Below are 26,561 nucleotides of genomic sequence, written 5' to 3'. Positions count from 1 at the left end.
ATCGCCCTAAATGATTTTTATAACGAAGTGAAAAAGAAGTAATCTACCCTCAATCTGATTACGACTATTCTAATTACACGTTTCTGGCTTTTCACTGAAAACAGGGGGAATGCAGTATATAAATAATAATAATTTTCATTTCTATTAATTAAAAATCAATTTATATCATGAAAAAACAAGCAAGTAATTCAAAAAAATTGAATCTTAAAAAATTAGAAATCACAAAATTGAATGGTCTAAATACTATTTATGGAGGGGCACCGCACCATGGAAAAAGTGAAGGAAAAGCACCTACTACAGGTGGCGATCCTGAAGATTCATGTCAATATCAAGGTAGTGTTGCCGGCTGTAAATCTAGAACATATACAACCATACCCTAATCTCCAATAATATTAGGTGAATTCCTGTTTTTAACTAAACCACCCTGTACTTCTAGTGCATTGTGAGTACCAAAAACAGGCTTTTCACTGAAAACAGGGGGAATGTAGTCTACAAATAATAATAATTTTCATTTCTATTAATTAAAAATCAATTTATATCATGAAAAAACAAGCAAGTAATTCAAAAAAATTGAATCTTAAAAAATTAGAAATCACAAAATTAAATGGTTTACATACTATTTATGGAGGAGCACCAACTCTAGGAAAAAGTGATAATCAGACACCAACCACTACAGAAGAGCCTGATCTTGCAACATGTAGATGTACTGATTATTGCGATTAAGAATATAAAAGACCTCAATAAATTTTTTAAATATTGGGGTCTTTATTATTTAATCAAAAAATGTGCATTAATTGTTTACTTTAGTATCGTAGAATAATATACTATGATATTAGTTACAGGAGCAACAGGTTTAGTAGGAACACATCTACTGGTTAGACTCATACAGGAAAAACAACAAGTACGTGCCTTATACAGAACCGAGGCCAAAAAAGAACATGCCAAAAAAGTGTTTTCTTCTTATTTCACAAGTGAGGAAAAACACTTGTTTGATACCATAGAATGGGTAAATACCGATATCAATAATATTCCTGTTTTAACTCAAGCTTTTGAAGGAATTACTCATGTATATCATTGCGCTGCCAAAATTAGCTTTAATCCATCTCACTATAAAAAATTAAGAAAAGCCAATATCCATGGTACTGCAAATATTGTAAACCTTTGTTTACTCAAAAAGGTAACTAAGCTCTGCTATGTAAGTTCAATTGCAACACTTGGAGAAAATTTATCCAGTTCTCATATTGATGAAAAAGCCGAATGGAATCCCGAAACTCCCAATTCTGTGTATTCAATTACCAAATACGGTGCAGAAATGGAGGTCTGGAGAGGAATACATGAGGGGCTTACCGCAGTAATTGTAAACCCTGGTATCATTATCGGTCCAGGTTTTTTTGATAATGGTAGTGGGTATCTCTTTAAAAGAATATATAAAGGAATGAAATATTATACGACCGGAACCACCGGTTATGTAGCTATAGGGGATGTTATCGATATTATGTATAAACTTACTACAGGCTCCTATAGTAATCAACGTTATATTCTGGTTGGTGAGAATTTAAGTTACAAAAATGCTTTTGGCATGATTGCCCAGGCACTGCACAAACCATTACCTAAAAAGAGAATTTCTCCCTTTTTGATGAAAATTGCCTATAATGTACAACGTGTTAGCCATATGTTGTTTAGAACAAACAGATCCATATTTAGATCATCTATACGAAGTGCATTTTCTACAAGATACTATGAGAATGACAAAATAAAAAAAGAGCTTATCTATAGTTTTACTCCGATTGAAAGAAGCATTAAAGAAACTGCTACTGTTTTTTTGAAGGAGGAGGAGGGGTATTAGCCCTTTTTTTCTTGGCTTCTTCTATCTTGTCTTCGATTACATCTTCTGTAATAACAGGTAGATCCTTAAGCTTAAGCGTATCTTTACTTTTTGCAATAGAATCTTCAATCTTTTTAATAGAATCCTCTTCCTTTTTCAGCTTCTCGTATTTTGCTGTTTCTTTATCCAGATTAGCCTTTACACGAATAAGAATCGCTTCATATTTTTCTATCTGACCAGAATACCAGGCATTATTTTTTGCAAAAATAATACTATCTACACCATGTTTTTTCAGAATAAAATCTTCAGGGTTAATACTTTTTTCTTCAAAAATTTTTCTATTAGAGCTTTTTGCTGCTCTTACAAAAGCAATATCAGTTAGAATTTCAACCATACGGTCTTCTTCTATAAATGATTCTGGTTTAGGACTTTTATCTATACTCTGGCAAGAAATAATAGTCAGAAAAGCTACAGTATATATTACATTTCTAATCATCTGTCAAAAGTTAATCGTTGTGCGTGTCGCACATCATAGAATTTAAAATTCTTATATACCAAACTTCCATTAACAAAAGTATGCGTAATCCTCGATCTAAAGGTAGTTCCTTCAAAAGGTGACCACCCACATTTATATGAAATATTATCTTTATTTACTGTCCAGGGAGCGTTTATATCGACCAATACAGCATCTGCATAATACCCTTCTTTTATAAAGCCTCTTTTCTCGATCTGAAACAATATCGCCGGATTATGACACATTTTTTCAACGATCTTTTCTAAGCTTATTTTATCCTGGTGGTAAAATTCTAACATAGCAGGAAGTGCGTGCTGTACCAATGGACCTCCAGATGGTGCTTTGGTATACACATTATCTTTTTCCTCTTTAGTATGTGGAGCATGATCTGTAGCAATTACATCTATTTTATCCTTTAGCAATGCTTTAAACAGAGCATCCCTGTCCTTTGCTGTTTTTACAGCAGGATTCCATTTAATCAATGTCCCTTTTTCTTCATAATCTGTATCAGAAAACCACAAGTGGTGAATACAAACTTCGGCTGTTATTTTCTTTTCCTTAAGCGGAATTTTATTAGTGAACAATTCTAATTCCTTTGCTGTCGAAAGATGAAAAACATGTAATCGCGCTCCCGTTTTTTTAGCCAGTGCTATCGCTTGTGATGAAGATAAATAACACGCTTCTTCACTCCTTATAATTGGATGAAATTTTACAGGGATATCATCACCATACTCTGCCTTATATTTTGCAGTATTATTCTTAATCGTTTCTTCATCTTCACAATGCACCGCGATTAACAAGTCTGTAGATGAAAATATTTTTTCTAATACTTCTGGATTATCGACCAGCATATTTCCTGTAGATGATCCCAGAAAGAGTTTAAGTGCTGCCACTTTTTTAGGATCTACTTTCAGAATTTCTTCTAAGTTATCGTTTGTGCCTCCAAACATAAAAGAATAATTCGCATAGCTTGTTTTTGCAGCGATTTCAAACTTTTCTTCGAGTTTTTCTATTGTTGTTGTTTGCGGTACAGTATTAGGCATTTCTATAAAAGAAGTAATACCACCGGCTATAGCAGCCCTGGACTCAGTTTCTATAGTTGCTTTATGTGTTAATCCCGGTTCTCTAAAATGCACCTGATCATCAATGACCCCAGGCAATAAGTATTTGCCTTCGGCATCAAAAATGTGCACATCTGGTGATTTTGCACTTATCTGCGGTGCAATTTCTTTAAAAATACCATTTTCTATATATACATCTCCATTAAAAATCTGCCCTTCATTAACGATGTTAGCATTTTTAATAAGCACATTATCCATAATCATATTTCGTAGCGATTAAATAAGCTGTTAAATTTCATTTTTATAACACCAAAAACAGCTTCAGAAATAATTCCTTTGCTCATTTTTGATGTTCCCCTGGTTCTATCGGTAAAGATTACAGGGATTTCTTTTATTTTAAATTTTAATAAATATGCCTTAAACTTCATCTCTATTTGAAAGGCATATCCTACAAATCGAATTTTTTTAAGGTTTATTTTTTCTAATACCTCTCTTTTATAACAGACAAATCCTGCGGTTGTGTCATGAATATCCATTCCTGTTATAAATCGAACATATTTTGAAGCTCCCCAGGATAATAAAACTCTACTCATTGGCCAGTTTACTACATTTACCCCGGTCACATATCTAGACCCAATAGCAACCTGAGAAGATCCTTTTGCACAAGCATTATACAACCGTATAAGATCATTAGGATTATGAGAGAAATCTGCATCCATTTCAAAAATATACTCGTAAGATCGTTCTAGTGCCCATTCGAAACCAGTAATATATGCTGTACCTAAACCTAATTTCCCTTCTCGTTCTATTAAGAAAAGAGACTCTGGGTGTTCTAACTGTAACTCCTTTATCTTATCTGCAGTTCCATCTTGAGAATTATCATCTACAATAAGAATATGGAAATCACGTTGAAGCGAAAGCACATTTTTAATGATACGCTCCACATTTTCAATTTCATTATAGGTAGGGATTATAACTAAGGCATCCACCATCTAGGCTATTTTTCAGGCAAATATAACTAAATAATTACTAGTTATTTTCTTGTTTTTATGAGTTAATTGATCGTAATTTTGATCCAAGAACAGAATATGGAATTTATTTTACGAGAAATAACATCAACAAATTGGCTAACTATCATAATCACAGTATGCCTGATGCTGCTAGCTACAGCCAAAGGAGTGAATATGCTTCGCTTTACTGATTTCATGATGCTTTTTAGTAACAGTAAATATATTATATCCTATCAAAAGTTAAATAAGCTTTCTTCTTTATTTAATGCGATCTTACTATTGTTTCAGGTCGTTTCGGTATCGTTGTTCCTATATTTATGCTTTGGTGTATTTGAGTGGCAAGTGGTACCCAATCAAATTACATTGTATTTTAAGATTGCAATCATATATACCGTTATCGTTATTTGTAAATTACTTATAGAAAAAATAGTTGCAACTATTTTTTCTATTGACTCTATAATTGATGAATATTTATTTTACAAAGTGTCCTATCGTAATTTTATGGGAGTCATATTGTTACCCATTAATATTATATTTATTTATGCTTTACAACCCTCTAAAATTGCATTCATAATACTCCTAATTTTACTAATTATTCTCAATACAATCATGCTTGTTTCTTTTTATAAGAAAAACGAAAATATTATTTTGAACCACTTATTTTATTTTATTTTGTATCTTTGCGCACTTGAAATCGCACCCTATTTTATACTGTATAAGCTTATTAGTTAATTAGTAGGATCTTTACAAAAAAGAAAGAAAATATATGAAAGTGAAGACAATTTTGGTTTCACAGCCGGAGCCTAAAGTGGAAAATTCACCTTATTTTGATTTAGAAGAAAAGGAAAAAGTAAAAATTGACTTTATCCCCTTCATTCATGTAGAGGGAGTTGACTCAAAAGAAGTAAGGTTACAAAAAGTAGATTTATCATTATATACTGCTATTATCCTTACTAGCCGTAACTCTGTTGATCATTTCTTTAGAATAGCAGACGAAATGCGTTATAAAGTACCTGACACACTCAAGTATTTTTGTCAAAGTGAAGCCGTAGCATATTATTTACAGAAGTATGTTGTATATCGAAAAAGAAAGATATATGTTGGAAAGCGTACGTTTCAGGAACTATCTCCTTTGATCAAGAAATATAAAAATGAGAAGTTTTTATTACCTTCTTCAGACAAGTTAAAGCCACTAATTCCTGAAACATTGGATAGTCTAAAAGTAGAATGGAAACAAGCTGTTTTTTACAGAACTGTGGTAAGTGACCTTTCTGACTTAAGAGATGTATTTTATGATATTTTGGTGTTTTTTAGTCCATCTGGAATACAATCTTTATTCGAGAATTTTCCTGATTTCAAACAAAACGACACCAGAATTGCTGTGTTTGGAAACTCAACAGTTAAAGCAGCCGAAGAGCACAACCTAATTGTTAACATTCAGGCACCGACTCCAGAGACACCATCAATGACAATGGCGCTTCAAAAATATATTAAAGAAGCAAATAAGAAATAGATAGTTTTATTTATTTTCAATGTATAAAAAAAGGGATCGAATATCGATCCCTTTTTTAGTATTGCAGTGAAAAATCTTATTCAAATTGTTTAAAATTCTTTTTGAAAGAATTTACCAGTTCTTCTGCCTTAGCATCATAAGCTTCTTTATCTGCCCATGTATTTCTTGGATTCAGAATATCTGAAGGTACATCAGGACAGCTTTCTGGCATACTAAGATCAAAATGATTATCAGTAACATAGTTTACATCATCAAGTTTACCTTCTAAAGCTGCATTGATCATTGCCCGGGTATATTTCAATTTCATTCGGCTCCCTGTACCGTATGCTCCACCGGTCCATCCCGTATTTACCAACCAGACATTAGCTCCTGTTTTTTCGATCTTATCCATTAGCATATCTCCATATTCTTTAGGATGTAGTGGCATAAAAGGAGCACCAAAACAAGCAGAAAAACTTGGTAACGGCTCATTAACTCCAGCTTCGGTTCCTGCAACCTTAGCTGTATACCCACTAATAAAATGATAAGAAGCTTGCTCTTTGGTTAACTTAGAAATAGGAGGTAATACCCCAAAAGCATCTGCAGTAAGGAAAAAGATATTGGTTACCGTTTTACCCCTACTAGGCACCTTAATATTTTCTATATGATCAATCGGATAACTTACTCTTGTATTTTGAGTAATACTAGAGTCTGTATAATCTACAACTCCGTTATCATCTATAATTATATTTTCTAATAATGCTCCTTTTTTAATAGCACTATAAATTTCAGGTTCTTTTTCTGAAGAAAGGTCTATTACTTTAGCATAGCATCCTCCTTCAAAATTAAATACTGTATCTTCTTCTGTCCAGGCATGTTCATCATCTCCTATTAATTTTCTCTTAGGATCTGTAGATAAAGTAGTTTTACCAGTTCCTGATAATCCAAAAAACAGAGCTGTTTTACCATCTTCTCCTTCATTTGCAGAGCAATGCATAGGTAAACAATTACGTTCTACAGGAAGAATGAAGTTTAAAGCAGAGAAAATCCCTTTCTTAATCTCACCTGTATATCCAGTTCCTCCTATTAAAGCTATCTTTTTAGAAAAATTAAGGATTGCAAAATTATGCTGTCGTGTACCATCTACTTCTGGATCTGCCATAAAGCCGGGCGCATTAACGATCAACCAATCAGGATCAAAAGATTCTAATTCTTTTTTTTCTGGCCTTAAAAACATGTTATATGCAAACATATTAGACCATGGATATTCATTAAGTACCCGAATATTTAATTTATATTCTGGGTCGGCGCATGCATAGCTATCACGCACAAATACTTCTTTTTCCGAAAGGTAATTCGTTACTTTATCATACAATGCATCAAATGCATCTTGATCAAAAGGAATATTAATATCTCCCCACCAGACTTTATCTTGTGTGATATGATCTTTAACAATAAAACGATCCATAGGGGATCGTCCAGTAAATTCGCCTGTATTAATTGTTAATGCACCTGATTTGGTTATTTTCCCTTGACCTTTTCGCACTACTTCTTCTTGAAGATTTTCAGAAGGTAATTGGTAGCGCATTGTAGCATTTTCAATACCGTAATTCTTTAACGAAAACGTTTTCGTAGTTGGATACAGTGGTTCCATATATAATATGTTGTGTTTGTTATGTACGTGCAAAATTATAAATAATAATTACACCATCCGACAAAAAAATCACTTAATCTTTACTAATGAAATTACGAAAAAAACCCATCCAAGTATCAGTAAAAGACCTCCCAAAGGGGTAATAAAACCAATGCTTGACAGAGAAATTCCTAAAATTTCATCGATCACCAAAAGGTATATTGACCCAGAAAAAAGGGTTATTCCCCCCATGAAAAAGTAAAAAATACGCTTTCTGGTAACCTCTTGTAAAACAGACATATTCCCCAAAATAATACAAACGATAGCATGATACATTTGATATCGCACCCCGGTAGTAAAAGAATTAATACTTTCTGGATCTACTAACTTTTCTAATCCATGAGCTCCAAAGGCTCCTAATATTACTGCAAGTAATGCCATCACGGCACCGGTAATCAAAATTGTTTTGTTTGCTGATATTTTATTCATAATTGACTATAACAAGTATTAAATTTTAAACTTTAGACAAAAATTCTTCAAAAATATAATTAATCCGCAGTTATAGAGAACCTAATCTTTACGGTATTTATTACATTCGTATCAAAGTTATCAAAATATCAGAAGGTATGCGAAAGATCTTAGTTATTGGTGCAGGTAAATCTACTGCAGTTCTCATTAAATATTTTCAGGATAAATCTAGTTCAGAAAATTTATATATCACTATTGGTGATATTTCTATTGAAAATGCAAAAAAACTAGCTAGCGATCATCCCAATACAGAAGCAGTACTTCTGAATGTTTTTGATCAGGACTCACGAGAAAAAGCTATTCAAAATGCAGATATTGTAGTATCAATGCTTCCTGCACGGTTTCATATCGAAGTAGCTAAAGATTGCTTACAGTTTGGTAAATGCATGGTTACTGCATCATATGTTAGTCCAGAAATGCAGGAACTCGATGCAAAAGTTCGTGAAAAAGGGCTCGTCTTTATGAATGAGATTGGTCTAGACCCCGGCATTGATCATATGAGTGCAATGCAGGTCATAGACAGGATTAGAAATCAAGGCGGTAAAATAATTTTGTTCGAGTCTTTTACAGGTGGCCTGGTCGCTCCCGAGAGTGACACTAACTTATGGAATTATAAATTTACCTGGAATCCTCGTAATGTGGTTATTGCCGGACAAGGTGGTGCTGCAGAGTTTCTACAGGAAGGAACATATAAATATATTCCTTATCATAAATTATTTAGAAGAACTGAGTTTTTAGAAGTCGAAAATTATGGTCGTTTTGAAGCCTATGCAAATCGAAATTCTTTAAAATACCAAAGCATTTATGGATTAGATGACATCTTAACCCTATATAGAGGAACTATAAGAAGAGTAGGGTTTTCTAGAGCCTGGAATACTTTTGTACAGCTAGGAATGACTGCAGATGATTATACCCTTGCAAATTCGGAAGACATGAGTTATCGCGATTTCACAAATAGTTTTCTTGCCTATTCTCCTTCAGATTCGGTAGAGTTGAAACTTCGTCACTACCTTAAGATTGATCAAGATGATATTATGTGGGATAAACTTCTGGAGCTTGATCTTTTTAACCCAGATAAAAAAGTAGGTATCCCTAATGCTACTCCAGCACAGATTCTTCAGAAAATATTGATGGATAAATGGACTTTGGATGAAGGAGATAAGGATATGATCGTGATGTATCATAAGTTTGGTTATGAGATTAATGGCAAACATAAACAGATAGATGCTACTATGGTAAGTATTGGCAAAGATCAAACATACACGGCAATGGCAAGAACTGTAGGTTTGCCAGTCGCAATGGCTACATTACGAATTCTGAATAAACAGATCACTACTCCGGGAGTACAGATTCCTATTCAGGAAGAGGTGTACACTCCTATCCTCGAAGAACTTGAAGAGTATGGTATTGTATTTAAGGAAAGAGAATGCGATTATCTTGGTTATAACCCAGATGGTGTAAAAGGATAGACAAATTAAAAAACCAGCACTTCTTAATTCAATCTAAAATCTATTGAATGATTAGTTGATTTAATTTTTTAATAATTTCTATTTTTACATTTCAATTACAAACCATTAATTGTATTTTTAGTTAATAATTGTAATTTCAACTCTTATGAAGGGTCAAAACAATACCTTAAAAATTGATGGTATCGATAAAGAGATTTTACGTAATCTCATGGAAGATGCCCGAAGGCCAATTCTTGAAATCGCCAGAAAAGTAGGAATATCAGGAGCTGCAATCCATCAAAGACTTCGTAAGCTAGAAGCTTCGGGGCTTATTGCAGGATCAAAGTTTATTATCGACCCCAAAGTACTGGGATATAAAACAATGGCTTTTGTAGGTGTGCATCTGGACAAGGCCGTAAGTAACCCAAAAGCCGTAAAACAATTACGAGACATCCCAGAAGTAATCGAATGTCATTACACTACAGGAAATTGGTCTATTTTTATTAAAATACTATGTAGAGATAACGAACATTTAATGGTTGTATTAAATAAAAACATTCAAGCTATAGAAGGTGTATCCCGTACAGAGACTTTTATATCATTAGACCAGCAAATTGATCGACAAATTAAAATATAGGAAGCATAATAAGAAATATACTCGGCTATACATCCTAATCTGAATATCCCAAAAAATATAATCTAAACTCTTTTAATCCCTTCTACCCATAAAGATAGAGATAAAATACAGCAAGGTTGCCAAAGAACCTAAAGCAGCAACTACATAAGTACGTGCAGCCCATTTTAATGCATCTTTAGCGCCTGCATGTTCTTGTGCAGTAAGCATATTATTATTTTCTAACCATGCTAATGCTCTATTACTAGCATCATATTCTACAGGAAGTGTAATAAATGCGAATAATGTGGTTACTCCGAATAATATAATCCCAACCAGGAAAATAGTATTCCCAAAGATCATTCCGGATGCTGAAAGAATAAGCCCTCCCATAATCACAAAATTAGAGAGTTTACTTGCAATCCCTACAGCAGGTACAATCTTCGATCTCATGGTTAACCAACTATATGATGTGGCATGTTGTACAGCGTGGCCACATTCATGAGCAGCAACTGCGGCAGCAGCGGCATTACGTTGACTATATACTCCTTCACTTAAATTTACTGTCTTATTTAACGGATTATAATGATCTGTAAGCATTCCTGCTGTAGAAACCACTTGCACATCACGAATTCCGTTATCCTGTAGCATTTTTGTAGCAATTTCTGCACCGCTCATGCCATTTTGTAAGCTGATATTAGAATACTTTTTGAATTTACTTTTAAGTTTATTGCTCACATAGGTACTCACCAAAAATATGACTCCTGCAATAATATAATACCCCATCATAACTATTCACTTTTTTTATTGTAATTAAATTTGGAATATAAAATACAAAAACCTCGCCATAATAACGAGGTTTTTGATTAAATAAACTTGAGTTAGCCAATAAATCGAGTTTAATTCAAATATGCATTTACATCTTTTAAAGGAAGATTAAACGCTTCTGATATCGCAGGATACACGACATCACCGTTAATCACATTGAGTCCTTTTTTAAGTGGTATATTTTCGTTACAAGCTTTTTTCCAGCCTTTATTTGCCAATTGTACTGCATATGGCAAAGTGACATTAGTTAATGCCAAAGTTGACGTATATGGTACTGCTCCTGGCATATTTGCTACAGAATAATGTACAACATCATCAATAATATATACTGGATCCTGGTGCGTTGTTGGTTTTGTTGTTTCAAAACAACCTCCCTGATCTACCGCCACATCTACAACTACAGTTCCTGGCCTCATATCTTTAAGCATATCGCGAGTGATTAATTTTGGTGCTTTTGCACCTGGTATTAATACTCCTCCGATAATTAAATCAGAATCTTTTATATGCTTACGAATATTATACTCGTTAGAATATTCTGTCTTAACATTTGCAGCCATTACATCATCTAAGTAACGTAATCTCTTCATACTAATATCCAAAATCGTTACATCAGCTCCCATTCCTGCAGCCATCTTAGCGGCTTGAGTTCCTACTACACCTCCACCAAGTACTAATACTTTTGCTGGTGGAACACCAGGAACACCACCTAGAAGAACTCCTCTTCCTTTTAATGGTTTTTCTAAAAACTTAGCTCCTTGCTGGATAGACATACGTCCTGCTACTTCACTCATCGGAGTTAATAGTGGTAAACTTCGATCTGGATCTTCAACCGTTTCATACGAAACGCAAACCGAACCACTTGCAATCATTGCATTCGTTAATGCTTCTCCCGAGGCAAAATGAAAGTATGTAAACACTAATTGATCCTTTTTGATCAATTTATATTCTGGTTCAATAGGTTCCTTGACCTTAATAATCATTTCAGCAGTACTATATACCTCTTCTATAGTAGGCAAAATTTTAGCACCTGCTTTGATATATTCTTCATCTTCAAAACCACTTTGAAGACCAGCATTCTGCTGTATGAAAACAGTATGACCATGTCTAACAAGCTCCATAGTCCCGGCAGGCGTTACGCCTACTCTGTTCTCGTTATTTTTGATTTCTTTGGGAACACCAATTACCATATCTTTAATTTTTGTGCCGAAAATATATGTTTTTCGCAAAATACACAATTAAAAAACTCCAAAAAATACAATCTTAACAATTTTGAAGAATCATTGATTTTTCCTAAAAAAATTAGATTTTCATCAGTTTATTTTATTTTTATTGAAATTTTTATAACAAAAATCAAAAATTACTTACAGATCAATATTTTCTGTTTTTGTATTATTACTCATTTTTTTGAATAAAAAGTAAGTAAAACAATAAATTAACATCAAATAACGGTGAAATCATCATATAAAGTGAGGTTGACAATTACACTTTAATCTATAAGCATTTTAACAAAGTAATACACTAACAATCAAATCGCTAACCAACTACATTTACAATTTTACCTGGTACTACGATTACCTTTTTAGGCGCTCGACCGGCAAGTTGTTCCTGTGTTTTTTCATGAGCCATCACTGCTGCTTCGATCTCATCTTTGCTTAGGTCTAATGATAGCTCCATCGTAAAACGCATTTTACCATTAAACGAAATAGGGTATTGCTTGGTACTTTCTACCAGATGTTTCTCTTCAAATACAGGAAATGCAGCTGTCGATATAGATTCATCATGTCCTAATTTTTGCCATAATTCTTCAGCAATATGGGGTGCATAAGGAGAAATTAACACGATTAAAGATTCTAGAACTGTCCTAGAAGTACATTTCTGAGCTGTTAATTCATTTACTGCAATCATAAAAGTACTTACCGAAGTGTTAAACGAGAAATTCTCGATATCTTCTTCTACCTTTTTGATAGTTTTATGCAATGTTTTTAAATTCTCTTTGGTAGGTTCGGTATCGGTTACACCAAACGTTTCTCTATCATGATATAATTTCCATAATTTTTTAAGGAAAGAATGTACTCCCGTAATCCCGGCAGTATTCCAGGGTTTTGCCTGTTCTAATGGCCCCAGGAACATCTCGTACAATCGTAAACTATCTGCTCCATACTGCTCGCAAATACCATCTGGATTAACCACATTAAACCATCGTTTCGACATTTTTTCTACTTCTCTACCAACGATGTATTTTTCATCTTCTAACTTAAAATCAGCATCGTTAAACTGTGGTTGCCATTTTCTTAAAGCATCCACATTTAATTCGTCCGAATTATTAATCAAACTTACATCCACACGAAGTTCTTCTGTTTCATGTTGATCTTTTAACCCTTTAGAAACATACGTATTAGAACCACTAATCCTATATACTATTGCACTCGTTCCTAAAATCATCCCCTGGTTGATTAGTTTTTTAAACGGCTCATCAACGGTAATGTATGCTCTGTCTTTTAAGAATTTGGTCCAGAAACGAGAGTATAATAAGTGACCGGTAGCATGTTCGTTTCCTCCAATATACAAATCTACATTTTGCCAGTATTGCATCGCTTCCGCGGAAGCGAATTCAGTATCATTACCAGCATCCATATATCGAAACGGGTACCATGAGCTCCCTGCCCAACCCGGCATCGTATTTAACTCTAAAGGAAACACACTAGTGTGATTTATAAGATCATTAGATACCACTTTATTCTTCTCTGCGTCCCATGCCCAAACATCGGCACGACCTAATGGTGGCTCACCTGTTTCTGTAGGTAAATACTTTTCTACTTCGGGTAACGCCAACGGTAAATGTGCAACATCAATCATCTGTGGCATCCCGTCTACATAATATACCGGAAACGGTTCTCCCCAATATCGTTGACGGCTAAATACCGCATCACGCAATCTATAATTGGTTTTCCCTTGTCCCTGACCTAGTTTTTCTAACTCATAAATAGCAGTTTTGGTTGCTTTCTTATAGTTTAATCCATTAAGGAAATCAGAATTGGCTATGATGGTCTTTTCTTTATCGGCAAACGCTTCTTCAGAGATATCTACACCTTCAAAAATATTAGTGATAGCCGGCATACCCGGTTTGGCAGCAAAATATTTCGCAAAATCATAATCTCTCTGGTCTCCACATGGTACCGCCATTACAGCACCGGTACCATATCCTGCCAACACATAATCTCCGATCCAGATGGGTACTGGTTCTTTGGTAAACGGGTGCTCTGCATATGCCCCTGTAAACACACCACTAATCGTTTTTACGTCTGCCATACGCTCACGTTCGCTACGTTTGGCCGTTGCTTCGATATAGGCTTCTATAGCTGCTTTCTGCTCAGGAGTTGTTATTTTGGCCACTAATTCATGTTCTGGAGCTAATGTCATAAATGTAGCACCAAAAATAGTATCAGGACGTGTGGTAAACACTTCGATTATCTCATTATCATGTTCTTTTACAGTAAAGGTTACACTAGCTCCTACAGATTTTCCGATCCAGTTACGTTGTGATTCTTTAAGAGAATCTGTCCAATCGATAGTTTCTAATCCTTGCAACAATCGTTCTGCGTAGGCCGAGATTCGCATACTCCACTGCGTCATCTTTTTACGAATCACAGGATATCCTCCTCGCTCAGAAACTCCGTTTACTATCTCATCATTTGCCAGTACGGTTCCTAATTGCGGACACCAGTTTACTTCGGTTTCTGCCAAGTAGGTTAACCTGTATTTTAATAATACTTCTTGCTTTTCTTTTGAAGAAAAATTATTCCAATCCCCGGCAATGAATGGTGTTATATCTTCATCACAAACTGCATTTACTTTTGTGTTTCCTTCTGAGGCAAAAATAGTTTCAAGATCATCAATCCCTCTTGCTTTATCTGCATCGTTATCATACCACGAATTAAAAAGCTCTATAAATATCCATTGCGTCCATTTATAAAAATTAGGATCACTAGTTTTTACTTCGCGACTCCAGTCAAAAGAGAAACCTATTTTATCTAATTGCTCACGATAACGAGCTATATTTTCTTTTGTAGTTATTGCAGGATGCTGCCCTGTTTGGATTGCATACTGCTCTGCTGGTAATCCAAAAGAATCATATCCTTGCGGATGTAATACATTAAATCCTTTATGGCGTTTATATCTTGCATAGATATCACTGGCAATATATCCTAGCGGATGCCCAACGTGTAATCCCGCACCCGATGGATAAGGAAACATATCCAATATGTAGTATTTAGGTTTATCACTGTTATTATCAGCTTTAAAGGTGCCATTTTCTGCCCAATATTTTTGCCACCTGGCTTCAATAGTATTAAAATCGTAGCTCATTACGTTTATTTCTGTATTACCATTTTTATGAGAAGTGCAAAAATATGGTATATACTAATATTATTATGTCTAATTTGAAGAAATGTAATAATATTAGGGGTCTTTTATTTATTTTTTGAAATTCTGGCTTTAGTCTCCATGGGTAACAAACAACTATATATAAACGTATTTGCAGGTGTTGAAATATCTAATTTTGCTCCTTGTTTTACGATAAAGCCATTAAAATTATCTAATTCTGAAGGTCTGCCTTCCATAATATCACGTTGCATAGAAGCAGTAGAATCATAGGGTTGTTTACCGATAAAAGCGAGAATCCGAGATACGATATCTTCTGGTAACGAAACCCCTTTAGCGATACCTACTTTATAAATTTCGGTAGCTGTCTGTTCTAAAATATGATAGGTTTCTGGATTTTCATATACCTCTCCGATTGTAGCACGAGTAAGTGCACCAATACCACTAACGGTAGTAATAAACATAAATTTGCTCCAGATATCTACTTCAATATCTTTAGAAATTGCATTGTTAAATCCTGCTTTGTCAAATACTTCTTTTACTACCTCGAGGCGATCTGTTTTACTTTTGTCTAATTCTCCAAAAACAACTTCGGGTTGATGACCAAAATGAGAAATGATACCAGGACTTTCTATCTTACTATAGATTTTACATAATCCTCCTAAAACATGTTTTGTAGCTACTACAGAACATACTTTTTCTGCATTATCGGCTCCATTTTGTAATGGAATAACAATAGTATCTTCTTTTAAAATAGGATGAATTGTTTTTGCTGCTTCGGCTACCTGCCATGATTTGGTACAGATTAGTACTATATCTGCTTTTTCTACAGTATCCATCTGATCTGTTGCATAAAATGGATGAGTTACAAAATCTCCATTGATACTTTTAACTTGCAGTCCATTATTTTTAATAGCTTCGAGGTGTTTTCCTCTGGCTACCAAAGTTACTTTTTGACCAGAATTAGCAATTTTTCCTCCAAAATATCCCCCAACTCCACCAACTCCGATGATGACTATATGCATATTTTAAATCTATTTTTACCGTGTAACACCATTTATACTTTCAATTTACCGCTATAAAATTCAAAGTACAACTGATATAAGATTATTTTTAAGTATACGTTATTCAAATGTAATCAAACTATATCATAAAAACAGATCCCATTCTGTAATGGGGTTAACTTGAGTAATTTATTCTAAAATGAGGTGCGTTTTAGAATAAAAAGTCTCCTTAACTTTATTATTTTTACGCACAAATCAATTTATTTATGAGCTCATCTTTTGAAAAATATCAAAAACGACGACTAATCTCTTCTTATTTTTCTGTTGTTATTAGTATTTCTTTGGTATTATTTTTATTGGGCTTATTAGGCTTATTGGTATTAAATACTAAAAAGGTCGCTGATCACTTTAAAGAAAAAATTGCACTTACTATTTATTTAAAAGATACCGCCAAAGATATTGAAATCAAACAATTGGAAAAGACTCTGGCACTGGCAGAATATACTAAATCAACTGCTTTTATTTCTAAGGATGAAGCTGCCGAGGAACACAGTAAAGATATCGGAGAGAATTTTATGGATTTTCTTGGGTATAACCCGCTTCAGAATTCTATCGACGTTTACTTAAAAGCAGATTTTGTAGATCAGGCAAAAATTGAAGAAATAAATGCTTCTATCATCAAAAAAGATTTTGTAGATGAAGTGATTTACGATAAACCTTTGATCTCATTATTAAACGATAATATAAAGCGTATAAGTTTTTGGGTACTTCTCATTAGTGGTATTTTTACTTTTATTGCTGTATTGCTTATTAATAGTTCTATCCGTTTATCGGTGTATTCAAAAAGATTTATCATTAAAACCATGCAAATGGTTGGTGCTACAAAAAAATTTATTCGCAAGCCTTTTGTATGGAAAAGTGTGCGATTAGGGATGATAGGAGCAATTGTAGCCTTAATTGGTGTTGGGATTGTATTATATTATCTTAATAAAACATTCCCAGAACTGGCCTTGCTTGATGATGAAATCTTACTTATTATTTTATTTGCAGGTATTTTTGGGATTGGTATACTTATCACCTGGATCAGCACATTCTTTGCTACGCAACGGTTCTTAAATTTAAGAACTGATGAATTATATTATTAATCTAATTAAGACAAATAGCTAAACGTATTAACTTAAAACTACTAATCTAAATGCATTAATGGGTAAAATTGCTAAAATATATCTTTCGATCATTTTTGTACTTTTTATTGCCTTTATGGTAGCAGTAATACAAACATTTCGACCTGTACGTAATGTGCAACCCGATGATGTTATGAAGATTGAAGGAATTGTAACCAACATACAGGAAGGATCGGGATTTGATATTGTAATTACCCTTAAAAATGATAAACACCACTACTATATTAATCGTGGATTACAATATCAATTAACTGTAGAAGAATTACGCTCTGATATTCTTAATAAAAAAGTTACTTTGTATGGTATAGAAAGATGGACTATATTTACCCGTGATAAAAATATGGGACATATATCAAAATTAATAATTGATGATATTGTAATATTTAACGAAATTGATAACGATGAGCATGAAAAAACAATCTAATAAAAATACGCCAAAACCTGATTTTATTTTTGAAAAGAAAAACTATATTGTTATGGCTATAGGGATAGCAGTAATTGCTCTTGGCTTTATTCTCATGGCAGGAGGAGGAAGTGATGATCCTAATGTTTTTAATCCGGACATCTATAATTTTAGAAGAATTCGATTGGCACCAACTATTGTTTTAATTGGTTTTGGTATTGAAATATATGCTATTCTTCTAAATCCCAATAAGAAGAAAAAACAGTAATTTATCATTTTATTTTACGGTAGTTATATCTTTGCGTCAAATTTAAGAAATCCCAAAATTCTCTATGGAAATTATCGACGCAATTATTCTAGGTATAGTACAAGGGCTTACCGAATTCTTACCTGTTTCTTCTAGTGGTCATCTCGAGCTTGGCAAAGCTATTTTAGGTGATCAAAGTGTACCAGAAGAATCTTTACTTTTTACTGTAGTTCTACATTTTGCAACTGCGCTTAGTACCATAGTAGTGTTTAGAAAGGATATAGTAGAGATTGTAAAAGGAATATTGAAATTCGAAAAAAACGAAGAAACTCTCTTTTCTTTTAAAATCATTATTTCTATGATTCCTGCTGTTTTAGTAGGTTTATTTTTTGAAGAACAATTAGAAAAACTTTTTGGAGGCAATATTATGTTTGTTGGTTTTATGTTACTCATTACAGCTGCGCTATTATGGTTTGCAGATAAAGCTAAAAGCACTCGAAAATCAGTTAGCAACTCAAATGCATTTGTAATTGGTGTTGCTCAGGCAATCGCAATGCTTCCAGGAATTTCGAGAAGTGGTGCTACAATATCTACTTCGGTATTGTTAGGAAATGACAAAACCAAAGCCGCTCGCTTTTCTTTCTTAATGGTTATCCCTTTAATTTTAGGAAAAATTGCTAAAGATATACTTGGTGGAGATCTTATTTTTTCATCAGAAAACAGTATTCCTTTGGCACTTGGCTTTCTAGCTGCATTTGTCTCAGGGCTTTTTGCATGTACCTGGATGATTTCTTTGGTTAAAAAGAGTAAGTTAACTTATTTTGCCGTATATTGTATACTTGTTGGTTTATTAGCCATCAGTTTTGGTTTTATTAAATAGCCCCCATCTATAATGCTAACCGAACAAAATTATAAAGACGGTCAAGTTCTTTTGATCGATAAACCGCTGCAATGGACATCTTTCCAAGTTGTAAATAAACTTCGTTGGCTTATCCGGAAAAATTTTGGTATCAAAAAAATTAAAGTAGGTCATGCAGGAACACTTGATCCTCTTGCAACAGGATTATTACTTATCTGTACAGGAAAATACACTAAGCGTATACAAGAATTTCAAGGACAAGCCAAAGAATACACCGGGACAATATTACTTGGAGCCACAACACCTTCTTATGATTTAGAAACCGAGATTGATCAGACTTTTCCTGTAGATCATATTTCTGAAGAAATTATTCATAAAACAACTTCTCTTTTTATTGGAGAAATAGAGCAATACCCTCCTATTTTTTCAGCTTTAAAAAAAGACGGTAAACGATTGTATGAATATGCCCGAGAAGGAGAAACTGTAGAAATTAACTCTCGAAAAATTACTATAACCGAATTTGAAATCACTAAAATCAAATTCCCAGAAGTAGAGTTTAGAGTTCTATGCAGCAAAGGGACATATATTAGATCATTGGCACATGATTTTGGAAAAGCATTAAATAGCGGGGCTCACTTAACTGTTTTAAGAAGAACTAAAATAGGATCATTTTCGGTTGAAGATGCGACTACAATAGAGTCTTTTGAAAACCAGTTACGCCCAAAAATTGAAACTACATAAAATATTGTAGAATAAAAGTAGTTATAATTACCTATGGAATTTGTAGAAAAACATAAAGCTTTGATTATCACATCGATGTTGATGGGAATCGTCGTTCTAAGTCTTTACAATATCAATATGATAAATAAGAAAAAAGAACAATCTGAAATCTTAATGGAAATCCCCGAGGAGTTCCTTGCCGAAGAAGAAGAGCCCGAAGAAGAACTAATCGCTCAGGATGATCGACAATTAATTGCCGCCAAAAGAACACATGCCGCTTTTAATGAGGATTTTGAAGACCCAGATGAGTTTGAACAACGAATGAAATCATTAACAGAAGCCGAAAATTCCGCAGAAGAAAGTGAAGAAGCTGCACCAACAGAAGGAGAGGTCCCTATTGATGAAGAGGAAGAAAATGAAAAAAAGGAAAAACCAGAACCCGAAGGTAAAGAAACCAACAACAGAAACAGTTCTCTTACTTATAGCTTGAAAAACAGAAAATCTATAGATCTACCTAACCCAGTATACACATGTAACGGAAATGGTAAAGTAGTAGTAAAAATCGAAGTCAATAAAAATGGATATGTAATTAATACCAAAATAGACAAGAGAAATTCTACTACCAGAAACGAATGTCTTTTTGACAATGCTATGGATTATGCCAGAAAAGCTTTATTTTCTCGTTCTGATATCGAAGAACAAGAAGGTACTATTACGTATTACTTTAATTATGGTGGTTAAAGTAATCTAATATATTAGTTATTCCATATTATAAAGCAAGTTAGTGTTTCGCGATACTATTTAGTGTTGAAATTTTTCTCTTTAAACAAATCTAGTAGTAGTATTTATAGTAACTGAGAAAGAAAAGCTTTTATTCAGTTTGGATAAGGCACCAATCATACTGTATAATTCCCTTTTATTTTAGAACCGTTATTATTTTGGTAAGACTACTATAGTTTGAACTACTTCTAAGACCAATACATCTAAATATGAAACGATACTTGTTGTAAACCTTAAGTTATATCCAAGATATATTTAAAAAAATATCAATCTATTGATAAAGCTTATGTTTATAATGGTTGTGCCAAAAATTCACTTGTTTTTTTAGGTTGATTTTCTTTCAAAACCATTCTTTCCAAAGTAAATTTTCCTGTATGAATTTCATGTTATCATAAAGTTATTATTCATAAAGAATCAAATCAAAAACACCCGCAATTCATTGATTTTAAATATATTATGTTTTCATAAAAAGAAAACAACTATCAACTACGGAGATCCCGTATCCTACTTATATTGGTTATTAACTACTTTTATATAGAAGCATTTTACACTTCATAACAAAGACTTAATCAACTTTATAATAAATCACAAAAATCATGAAAAAAACAATGACAAAAAGGCGTTTTAATTTAGTATCAAAACTTGTATTATCTACTTTTATTTGTTTAACAGCTTGCCAATCAAATTTAGATGATGAAATAGAAACAAGTATTGAAAACAATGTAGAAAAAGCAGGAACTGGAGCCAACAGAGATATCAAGCTTGATTTTTATCTGGGCGACAACGGACTAGGGAATCAACAAGGTAATGTCGAGAGCACCGGATGGGCTGCAAACAAGCAGAATCAATGGTCAGAATGGGGAGGAGATTCAAACTTTTATGATCCAGATTGGATTGTCTTAAATCTGATTACCAGGACAACAAAAAATTTAAAAAACCTAGATTTTAGGATTGCTATTCAATTATCAGACGGGGGTAGTTCTGGTAACAATGCTGGCTTAGTTAGATATACCCCTTGGGCAAGCCAAGGTGGAGGATGGTCATCATGGGCCACAGATTCGAATGCATATGATTTTGATGCTGTTAGGTTTATGATACAAACAAGGCCATATGCAGGATTAACTGTAGAAGATGTTCGGTTTGGAATTCAATTAACAGATGGCGGAACCAGTTCTTCAAAGAAAGGAATTGCTAAATATACTCCGTGGTTATCACAAGGAGGAGGTTCTACAGGATATGCAGGAGATTCAAACTTTTATGATCCTGATGCTATTAGAGTTAAACTAGAAATTATTAAATAATCAAATTTATTTCAGGAAAAAATCTAACATTATTACAATACGTTATTTTTTTTAAACTCATTTTACCAAACCTCATAAGCTAAAACTTATGAGGTTTTGATACTATATAATTATAACAAATCCGCCAGATCTTCTGCAATATTTGCACCTTTGTCCTTGTTATACCAAACTTGTAAATCTTGCTTAAACTCTGGGTCTAAGCTACCGTGTTGCTCTTTATAATCATTTACCATTTGTGTTGCTACAGAAGGCCTGGGGCCCCACGAATTTAACACTTCTTTGTTTTGATTATCATACACAATTAATTTAGGTATTGATTTTCCTCCGTTGGTTAAAAAATTATTCATCAACTCATCGTGATCATCTCTAGAGATAATTTTTAAATCTATCCCATCATTTAATTCTGCAAGTTTATTCAATACAGGTAACACATGTGCAGCATCTCCACACCATCCCTCTGTTAATACCACCCAGGTTACATTTAGATCGGCATTAGAAAATGAGGTACTAATCGACTTATCGATTTTCAAAGTCTTATCCCATCGTTTCATTCTACGATCATTAAGCATACTATAATTTGTTAATGCTTCAGATTGTTCGTGACCAGTAGATTTATTTTCGGTTAACAAGTCACTAATCAGGCTCTTATATTCCTGGTACGTGTAGGAATTATCAATTCCTTGAGTTATCAATTCGGGTATTGTCATTGTAGTAGGTTGCTCCATAATTATAGGTCTCAAAAATAGGTAAAACAATATTTTTATATCAAAAACGCATAGATCAAAATCGTATAACTGTCAATTTTTGAAGGTTTCTTATACATAGACGATAGTTATCTTTAAAACTTACAGATATTCTATACTCCCTGAAAACAGTGAGTACATTTATACGGTTAATAGTGTACTCTACATACGATTAGATTTGAATCTTTGTATTCTAGTCTTTTTTTTGATTTTAATATAAAACAGACGTATATATATCATAAAAAGTAGCTAATAACTAATCTAATTATATGGAATCTCCCAAGAATACCGGATCAAAAAACAGTAAAACAAAAACGGATAACGATTACGCTATAGAATTTGAATCTGCAATGAAAAACTGGGGAGAATATTATTCAGACTGGGCAGGATGCAAAAATATTTATGTTGGCGAAGATCGAGAGATAAAAGGTAATACCATCTATCCCGAAAGCGGTGATTGGGTTGTAAATGACATAAGAGGTAAAAGTGGTACTTATGGTATTGATCATGAATCTTCTAGAATCTATAAAGTAAAACTAAAAAACCCAGAACACTATCCCAAAGTAGATTATAAACAACAAGCATTAAAACTAAAAGTCGATGCGGTAGCACTTATGGAACGATACCATTGGTTCTCTATGCTTTTTAGAGATTGGGCTCATCAAACAGAAGTAACTCCCTATGGCGTATGGGATACCCCCAATGACATAGACAAAGACTATGAAAATGAAAAAACCGAATTCATAAATGATCCTCATTTAGCTTTATATTGGTTATTACATTTTGGTTTTTCTTTAGATAAAAGATATGAGGAAGTAAAAAACATAGTACTTGCTAATCAATTAGAAGAACAACTAGAATATTTTAAAATGGCTCTTGGTTTTTTTAATACAACCGATGCTTTTTATGATCTGCAGATACATGATGAATATTCTTATTGTGATGAGGAGGATAGTTTTGAAAACCTGTTCTTAAGAAGACGTGCATACTTAGTGTTTAATACTCAATCTTATGAATTTAGAGGGAAAGAAGATAATATACAACAATGGTGGCTGTCTATAATTATATATCCTCAGGCAGAAAAAAACATGATCAAACGCATGCGATGGCTAAAAAATAACTTAAAAAAACATAATAAATGGATTGAGTTTGATGAAATAATCAAAACGGCTACAACACAAGAAATCAGTTTACTATCTTATATATTGGCATGTAGTCCCAATACAAAAGACAAAACAAAATATGCAAATCGTTTTTTAGAAGAACTCCTCGATGGAAAGAAAATCTGGAAAGAAAACATACGGCGTAAGTTTGCACAAATCATGATTTGGGATTTAAAAGATCTTTTTACAGAAAAAGATCTTCTTAAAAAGGCGGTCAATTTTTACTTCAAAGGAAATACTGCCTCCAAAGAATATGCAGATTTATTAACTGTAATGGGAGAATCTACTCCTGATTCTGATACCGTTCAAAAGATTTTAGGAAAACTCACCGACATTTTTAAAGATTATGATGATTTTGAAACGACCACAGCCGAAAAAGAACGTTTATATAAAAAAACAGATGCTGTATTCTCTTCTCTAGAAGAAAAACTATTATATCAGGTTATAGAAAACATTAATGAATATGAACTATCAAAACGAGCCTTTTATTTCTTGTATCTAAATGACCTTCCTGATAAGCAACAAACTATTACACAACTGTTTTCTAACTTAGGATTATATCATCATAATATTCTCGAAATTTTCGCAGAAGAATTTCCTCATTTAATCAAAGATGAGAATGATCCCAATATCGAAATTGTAAAGTCATGGTTTATACTACCAGAAAGTGAATTTGAAAGTAAATATAATGCAGAAAAAGCTCCTGGAGTTGCCTGTATGTTTTTCCTGAATGTTTTACAATTACCCGATATTTTTAATTTCGTTGTCAACACATTATTACTTGATGAAGACACCCTTCAAAAAATACCACACTTATCAGAAGCTATTTTCACAAAATTACTTTCTAAAGAATATGATACTAAAATAAACCCTACTAATAGGTTTAATAAAGAGCAAATTGAAACCATGCTCGAAAACACCTTTATGTTTTTAGAAAAAAACCATTCCAAAATTCCCGGAGGTAGTGCTGAAGCCATCCGTACCATTTATTACTGCGAGAATCCACTAGCAAAAAACTGGATTAAAGAACATAACAGAAGCACCAGTGTCGAAAAACGTTTTGGAAATATGACCATAAATATGGAAGATCTTACCGAAGAAATAAATGATGCTTTAGAAAGTGCTCTGGAATTTATTAGAGATGCAGAACAAAATGTTTATTTAGAATATAAAGACGAAAAATCAGCAAAATTCTGGAAAATAGTGCACTACCAAGAAATTTTTACTATAACTTATGGTAAAATAGGCACAAAAGGACAATCAAAAACAAAAGAATTTAAGGATATAGACACGGCACATAAAGAAGGAAAAAAGCTTATTGAGCAAAAAATAAAAAAAGGATACATATCGACCACTGAAAAATATTTTTATCAGAAATAAAACAAAAAAATATGATTTTAAAGCTAACAGTCAGGAATTTAAATAATAACTTTACAAGAGGGGGAATTATACACTTTACACATTACAGACGTATAGCATTATTTTAAGGGGTTTTCGATAGAAAATTTAAATACATGAAAAAATCATTTACTATAATTATACTATTACTAGGATGTATAACCGCTATTGGTCAGGAAAATAAAATTTACACCTCATTACAAGAGGCATTAATCAATAAAGACCAGGCATACAAACTAGATCTTAGCCACACTAAACTCACAAAACTATCTGATTCTATAGCGCAACTAAAACATTTACAATACCTTAATCTGGAAGGAAATGAAATAAGTAAATTACCAGAATCTATTGGGAATCTAAAAAAATTAAGAACGCTTAATGTAAAAAAGAATAAACTCGTTGAGCTACCGGGATCTTTTGGTGATTTGCAAAGCATAGAGGTTTTATTTTTATCTGAAAATCAAATACTTACACTCCCCGAGTCTATCGGGAATTTAAAAAAACTAGGATGGTTATTTTTAAAAGATAATCAAATCAAGATGTTACCCGAATCCTTTGGTAGCCTTACTAGTTTAAAAAAATTAGATTTGAGACAGAATCAACTTGTTGAGTTATCTAATACTTTTAGTAATCTTACTAGCTTACAAGAACTTCTTATAGAAGGAAATCGACTTTCTGAATTGCCTCTAACATTTGGAAATCTAAACAATATAGAAGCACTAAACCTATCAAATAATCAAATTGATGAATTGCCTGAATCTTTTGGAAATCTAAATAGTTTAGAGTGGTTGATTTGTAAAGAAAATAAGTTAGATCGTATTCCCGAAACCTTCGGAAACCTTTCAAAATTAAAACTTCTGTACTTAAATGCTAATAAAATAAGTGAGCTGCCAAAATCCTTTCAGAATCTTACTAATTTAAAAGACCTCAACCTATCTGGCAACAGGCTTTCTAAAGCAGAAAAAGAAACAAGCAAACAATTATTACCTAATTGTGAAATTAATTTCGAAAACAGTTACTACTCTTTGCAGAAGGCCTTAGAAAACAAAAAAAATGTTGACATCCTATATCTTTCGGATAGCGAATTAACAGAACTACCAGAATCAATAGGAGAGCTTAAAAATTTGCAAAAGCTGTATCTCATAAGCAATCAACTTAAGAAATTACCAAAATCCTTTGAGAAACTTAAAAAATTAGAAACTCTTTCCTTGTCTTATAACAGTATTGCAAGTTTACCAGAATCCCTATACAAACTTAAAAACTTAAAACAACTCTATTTAGATAGTAATAAACTCTCTTCTTTGCCAGAGTCTATAAAAGATTTAAAAAAATTAAAAATCATTCATCTATCTGGTAACAACTTATCTGATTTAGAAAAAGAAAAAATCAAAAAACTACTTCCTGATTGTTCAATTTCTTTTTAAAAT

At 33.1% G+C, this 26,561-nt stretch carries 26 protein-coding genes; 16 read left to right on the top strand and 10 right to left on the bottom strand.

The genetic code is table 11. The annotated features are described in order from the left end of the window. The first annotated feature begins 167 nt into the window (after window positions 1-167). The 3 genes from DK441_RS02025 (at window position 168) to DK441_RS02015 (ending at window position 1,846) form a co-directional block, all read left to right on the top strand. Entirely contained in the window at window positions 168-380 is a 213-nt protein-coding gene (locus DK441_RS02025) for a hypothetical protein (RefSeq protein WP_109097248.1), read from the top strand. Window positions 381-540: 160 nt separating this feature from the next. Then, window positions 541-723, top strand: a complete 183-nt coding sequence (locus DK441_RS02020) for a hypothetical protein (RefSeq protein ID WP_025664410.1) — start codon at window positions 541-543, stop codon at window positions 721-723. A gap of 103 nt (window positions 724-826) precedes the next feature. Continuing rightward, on the top strand, window positions 827-1,846 hold the full coding sequence (locus tag DK441_RS02015) for an NAD-dependent epimerase/dehydratase family protein (RefSeq protein ID WP_109097247.1): 1,020 nt from the start codon (window positions 827-829) through the stop codon (window positions 1,844-1,846). On the opposite strand, the gene DK441_RS02010 is transcribed toward DK441_RS02015, so the two are convergent. The 3 genes from DK441_RS02010 to DK441_RS02000 are packed head-to-tail and all read right to left on the bottom strand — an operon-like array spanning window position 1,812 to window position 4,392. After that, entirely contained in the window at window positions 1,812-2,321 is a 510-nt protein-coding gene (locus tag DK441_RS02010; RefSeq protein WP_109097246.1) for a DUF4296 domain-containing protein, read from the bottom strand. The genes DK441_RS02015 and DK441_RS02010 overlap by 35 nt on opposite strands. Next, entirely contained in the window at window positions 2,318-3,658 is a 1,341-nt protein-coding gene (locus DK441_RS02005) for a dihydroorotase (RefSeq protein WP_025664413.1), read from the bottom strand. Before DK441_RS02005 ends, DK441_RS02010 begins: the two co-directional genes overlap by 4 nt. Window positions 3,659-3,660: 2 nt before the next feature. After that, complete coding sequence (locus DK441_RS02000) at window positions 3,661-4,392, bottom strand: polyprenol monophosphomannose synthase (protein ID WP_109097245.1); 732 nt, start codon at window positions 4,390-4,392, stop codon at window positions 3,661-3,663. 96 nt (window positions 4,393-4,488) lie between these two features. Here DK441_RS02000 and DK441_RS27230 point away from each other — a divergent pair, with 96 nt between their 5' ends. Together DK441_RS27230 and DK441_RS01990 are read left to right on the top strand one after the other, a co-directional pair. Beyond that, complete coding sequence (locus tag DK441_RS27230) at window positions 4,489-5,142, top strand: DUF4271 domain-containing protein (protein WP_074407023.1); 654 nt, start codon at window positions 4,489-4,491, stop codon at window positions 5,140-5,142. Between the two features lie 34 nt (window positions 5,143-5,176). Further along, the gene (locus DK441_RS01990) at window positions 5,177-5,923 is read left to right on the top strand and encodes a uroporphyrinogen-III synthase (protein WP_074407022.1); all 747 of its coding nucleotides are present in this window, start codon (window positions 5,177-5,179) and stop codon (window positions 5,921-5,923) included. Window positions 5,924-5,999: 76 nt separating this feature from the next. Here the strand turns inward: DK441_RS01990 and pckA are convergent, their stop codons facing one another. Then, complete coding sequence (gene pckA / locus DK441_RS01985) at window positions 6,000-7,556, bottom strand: phosphoenolpyruvate carboxykinase (ATP) (RefSeq protein WP_109097244.1); 1,557 nt, start codon at window positions 7,554-7,556, stop codon at window positions 6,000-6,002. A gap of 69 nt (window positions 7,557-7,625) precedes the next feature. Then, the gene (locus DK441_RS01980; protein WP_109097243.1) at window positions 7,626-8,024 is read right to left on the bottom strand and encodes a DUF423 domain-containing protein; all 399 of its coding nucleotides are present in this window, start codon (window positions 8,022-8,024) and stop codon (window positions 7,626-7,628) included. A gap of 137 nt (window positions 8,025-8,161) precedes the next feature. Here DK441_RS01980 and DK441_RS01975 point away from each other — a divergent pair, with 137 nt between their 5' ends. Further along, complete coding sequence (locus tag DK441_RS01975) at window positions 8,162-9,532, top strand: saccharopine dehydrogenase family protein (protein ID WP_109097242.1); 1,371 nt, start codon at window positions 8,162-8,164, stop codon at window positions 9,530-9,532. A gap of 145 nt (window positions 9,533-9,677) precedes the next feature. Continuing rightward, complete coding sequence (locus DK441_RS01970) at window positions 9,678-10,148, top strand: Lrp/AsnC ligand binding domain-containing protein (RefSeq protein ID WP_074407018.1); 471 nt, start codon at window positions 9,678-9,680, stop codon at window positions 10,146-10,148. 72 nt (window positions 10,149-10,220) lie between these two features. On the opposite strand, the gene DK441_RS01965 is transcribed toward DK441_RS01970, so the two are convergent. From DK441_RS01965 to DK441_RS01950, 4 genes are all read right to left on the bottom strand, one after another. Further along, window positions 10,221-10,913: a zinc metallopeptidase gene (locus DK441_RS01965; protein WP_109097241.1), complete on the bottom strand. Its 693-nt coding sequence runs from the start codon at window positions 10,911-10,913 to the stop codon at window positions 10,221-10,223. A 110-nt stretch (window positions 10,914-11,023) separates the two neighbouring features. Then, window positions 11,024-12,139 (bottom strand): alanine dehydrogenase, encoded by a 1,116-nt coding sequence (ald, locus tag DK441_RS01960; RefSeq protein WP_109097354.1) that lies wholly within the window; start codon window positions 12,137-12,139, stop codon window positions 11,024-11,026. A gap of 346 nt (window positions 12,140-12,485) precedes the next feature. Then, the gene (gene leuS, locus DK441_RS01955; protein ID WP_109097240.1) at window positions 12,486-15,317 is read right to left on the bottom strand and encodes a leucine--tRNA ligase; all 2,832 of its coding nucleotides are present in this window, start codon (window positions 15,315-15,317) and stop codon (window positions 12,486-12,488) included. A gap of 104 nt (window positions 15,318-15,421) precedes the next feature. Beyond that, window positions 15,422-16,357: a 2-dehydropantoate 2-reductase gene (locus DK441_RS01950; protein ID WP_109097239.1), complete on the bottom strand. Its 936-nt coding sequence runs from the start codon at window positions 16,355-16,357 to the stop codon at window positions 15,422-15,424. Between the two features lie 245 nt (window positions 16,358-16,602). Between DK441_RS01950 and DK441_RS01945 the strand changes: the two genes are divergently transcribed. The 7 genes from DK441_RS01945 to DK441_RS01915 all read left to right on the top strand — a co-directional run bounded on the left by DK441_RS01945 (window position 16,603) and on the right by DK441_RS01915 (window position 21,830). Next, window positions 16,603-17,481, top strand: coding sequence for an ABC transporter permease (locus DK441_RS01945; RefSeq protein ID WP_109097238.1), 879 nt, complete (start codon window positions 16,603-16,605; stop codon window positions 17,479-17,481). Window positions 17,482-17,539: 58 nt separating this feature from the next. Next, window positions 17,540-17,944, top strand: a complete 405-nt coding sequence (locus DK441_RS01940) for a hypothetical protein (RefSeq protein WP_235015692.1) — start codon at window positions 17,540-17,542, stop codon at window positions 17,942-17,944. After that, a complete protein-coding gene (locus DK441_RS01935; RefSeq protein WP_025664427.1) occupies window positions 17,928-18,191 on the top strand; it encodes a DUF3098 domain-containing protein in 264 nt (87 codons plus the stop codon). Before DK441_RS01940 ends, DK441_RS01935 begins: the two co-directional genes overlap by 17 nt. Before the next feature lie 64 nt (window positions 18,192-18,255). Then, window positions 18,256-19,050: an undecaprenyl-diphosphate phosphatase gene (locus DK441_RS01930; protein WP_074407009.1), complete on the top strand. Its 795-nt coding sequence runs from the start codon at window positions 18,256-18,258 to the stop codon at window positions 19,048-19,050. A gap of 12 nt (window positions 19,051-19,062) precedes the next feature. Beyond that, window positions 19,063-19,770, top strand: coding sequence for a tRNA pseudouridine(55) synthase TruB (gene truB, locus DK441_RS01925; protein WP_109097237.1), 708 nt, complete (start codon window positions 19,063-19,065; stop codon window positions 19,768-19,770). Between the two features lie 33 nt (window positions 19,771-19,803). Continuing rightward, window positions 19,804-20,490 (top strand): hypothetical protein, encoded by a 687-nt coding sequence (locus DK441_RS01920; protein WP_109097236.1) that lies wholly within the window; start codon window positions 19,804-19,806, stop codon window positions 20,488-20,490. A 635-nt stretch (window positions 20,491-21,125) separates the two neighbouring features. Then, window positions 21,126-21,830, top strand: coding sequence for a hypothetical protein (locus DK441_RS01915; RefSeq protein WP_109097235.1), 705 nt, complete (start codon window positions 21,126-21,128; stop codon window positions 21,828-21,830). Window positions 21,831-21,940: 110 nt separating this feature from the next. Here the strand turns inward: DK441_RS01915 and DK441_RS01910 are convergent, their stop codons facing one another. Further along, window positions 21,941-22,555, bottom strand: a complete 615-nt coding sequence (locus DK441_RS01910; protein ID WP_109097234.1) for a thioredoxin family protein — start codon at window positions 22,553-22,555, stop codon at window positions 21,941-21,943. A gap of 287 nt (window positions 22,556-22,842) precedes the next feature. Here DK441_RS01910 and DK441_RS26880 point away from each other — a divergent pair, with 287 nt between their 5' ends. Both DK441_RS26880 and DK441_RS01900 read left to right on the top strand, forming a co-directional pair. Then, window positions 22,843-25,116 (top strand): WGR domain-containing protein, encoded by a 2,274-nt coding sequence (locus DK441_RS26880; protein ID WP_200822823.1) that lies wholly within the window; start codon window positions 22,843-22,845, stop codon window positions 25,114-25,116. A gap of 134 nt (window positions 25,117-25,250) precedes the next feature. After that, a complete protein-coding gene (locus DK441_RS01900) occupies window positions 25,251-26,558 on the top strand; it encodes a leucine-rich repeat domain-containing protein (protein ID WP_109097233.1) in 1,308 nt (435 codons plus the stop codon). Window positions 26,559-26,561: the final 3 nt, after the last annotated feature.

Source organism: Aquimarina sp. AU58, assembly GCF_900312745.1.
In the GTDB taxonomy this organism is placed as follows: Bacteria; Bacteroidota; Bacteroidia; order Flavobacteriales; family Flavobacteriaceae; genus Aquimarina; species Aquimarina spinulae.
This window is presented reverse-complemented; position numbering and strand designations above follow the sequence as displayed.

Coding starts and splice junctions, on each gene's coding strand:
- DK441_RS02015 (WP_109097247.1), top strand. CDS start 827: ATGATATTAGTTACAGGAGCAACAGGTTTAGTAGGAACACATCTACTG.
- DK441_RS27230 (WP_074407023.1), top strand. CDS start 4,489: ATGGAATTTATTTTACGAGAAATAACATCAACAAATTGGCTAACTATC.
- DK441_RS01900 (WP_109097233.1), top strand. CDS start 25,251: ATGAAAAAATCATTTACTATAATTATACTATTACTAGGATGTATAACC.
- DK441_RS26880 (WP_200822823.1), top strand. CDS start 22,843: ATGGAATCTCCCAAGAATACCGGATCAAAAAACAGTAAAACAAAAACG.
- DK441_RS01930 (WP_074407009.1), top strand. CDS start 18,256: ATGGAAATTATCGACGCAATTATTCTAGGTATAGTACAAGGGCTTACC.
- ald (WP_109097354.1), bottom strand. CDS start 12,139: ATGGTAATTGGTGTTCCCAAAGAAATCAAAAATAACGAGAACAGAGTA.
- DK441_RS01950 (WP_109097239.1), bottom strand. CDS start 16,357: ATGCATATAGTCATCATCGGAGTTGGTGGAGTTGGGGGATATTTTGGA.
- DK441_RS01920 (WP_109097236.1), top strand. CDS start 19,804: ATGGAATTTGTAGAAAAACATAAAGCTTTGATTATCACATCGATGTTG.
- DK441_RS01945 (WP_109097238.1), top strand. CDS start 16,603: ATGAGCTCATCTTTTGAAAAATATCAAAAACGACGACTAATCTCTTCT.
- DK441_RS02005 (WP_025664413.1), bottom strand. CDS start 3,658: ATGGATAATGTGCTTATTAAAAATGCTAACATCGTTAATGAAGGGCAG.
- DK441_RS01975 (WP_109097242.1), top strand. CDS start 8,162: ATGCGAAAGATCTTAGTTATTGGTGCAGGTAAATCTACTGCAGTTCTC.
- DK441_RS01965 (WP_109097241.1), bottom strand. CDS start 10,913: ATGATGGGGTATTATATTATTGCAGGAGTCATATTTTTGGTGAGTACC.
- pckA (WP_109097244.1), bottom strand. CDS start 7,556: ATGGAACCACTGTATCCAACTACGAAAACGTTTTCGTTAAAGAATTAC.
- DK441_RS02020 (WP_025664410.1), top strand. CDS start 541: ATGAAAAAACAAGCAAGTAATTCAAAAAAATTGAATCTTAAAAAATTA.
- DK441_RS02025 (WP_109097248.1), top strand. CDS start 168: ATGAAAAAACAAGCAAGTAATTCAAAAAAATTGAATCTTAAAAAATTA.
- truB (WP_109097237.1), top strand. CDS start 19,063: ATGCTAACCGAACAAAATTATAAAGACGGTCAAGTTCTTTTGATCGAT.
- DK441_RS02010 (WP_109097246.1), bottom strand. CDS start 2,321: ATGATTAGAAATGTAATATATACTGTAGCTTTTCTGACTATTATTTCT.
- DK441_RS01910 (WP_109097234.1), bottom strand. CDS start 22,555: ATGGAGCAACCTACTACAATGACAATACCCGAATTGATAACTCAAGGA.
- DK441_RS01935 (WP_025664427.1), top strand. CDS start 17,928: ATGAAAAAACAATCTAATAAAAATACGCCAAAACCTGATTTTATTTTT.
- leuS (WP_109097240.1), bottom strand. CDS start 15,317: ATGAGCTACGATTTTAATACTATTGAAGCCAGGTGGCAAAAATATTGG.
- DK441_RS01990 (WP_074407022.1), top strand. CDS start 5,177: ATGAAAGTGAAGACAATTTTGGTTTCACAGCCGGAGCCTAAAGTGGAA.
- DK441_RS01915 (WP_109097235.1), top strand. CDS start 21,126: ATGAAAAAAACAATGACAAAAAGGCGTTTTAATTTAGTATCAAAACTT.
- DK441_RS01970 (WP_074407018.1), top strand. CDS start 9,678: ATGAAGGGTCAAAACAATACCTTAAAAATTGATGGTATCGATAAAGAG.
- DK441_RS01980 (WP_109097243.1), bottom strand. CDS start 8,024: ATGAATAAAATATCAGCAAACAAAACAATTTTGATTACCGGTGCCGTG.
- DK441_RS02000 (WP_109097245.1), bottom strand. CDS start 4,392: ATGGTGGATGCCTTAGTTATAATCCCTACCTATAATGAAATTGAAAAT.
- DK441_RS01940 (WP_235015692.1), top strand. CDS start 17,540: ATGGGTAAAATTGCTAAAATATATCTTTCGATCATTTTTGTACTTTTT.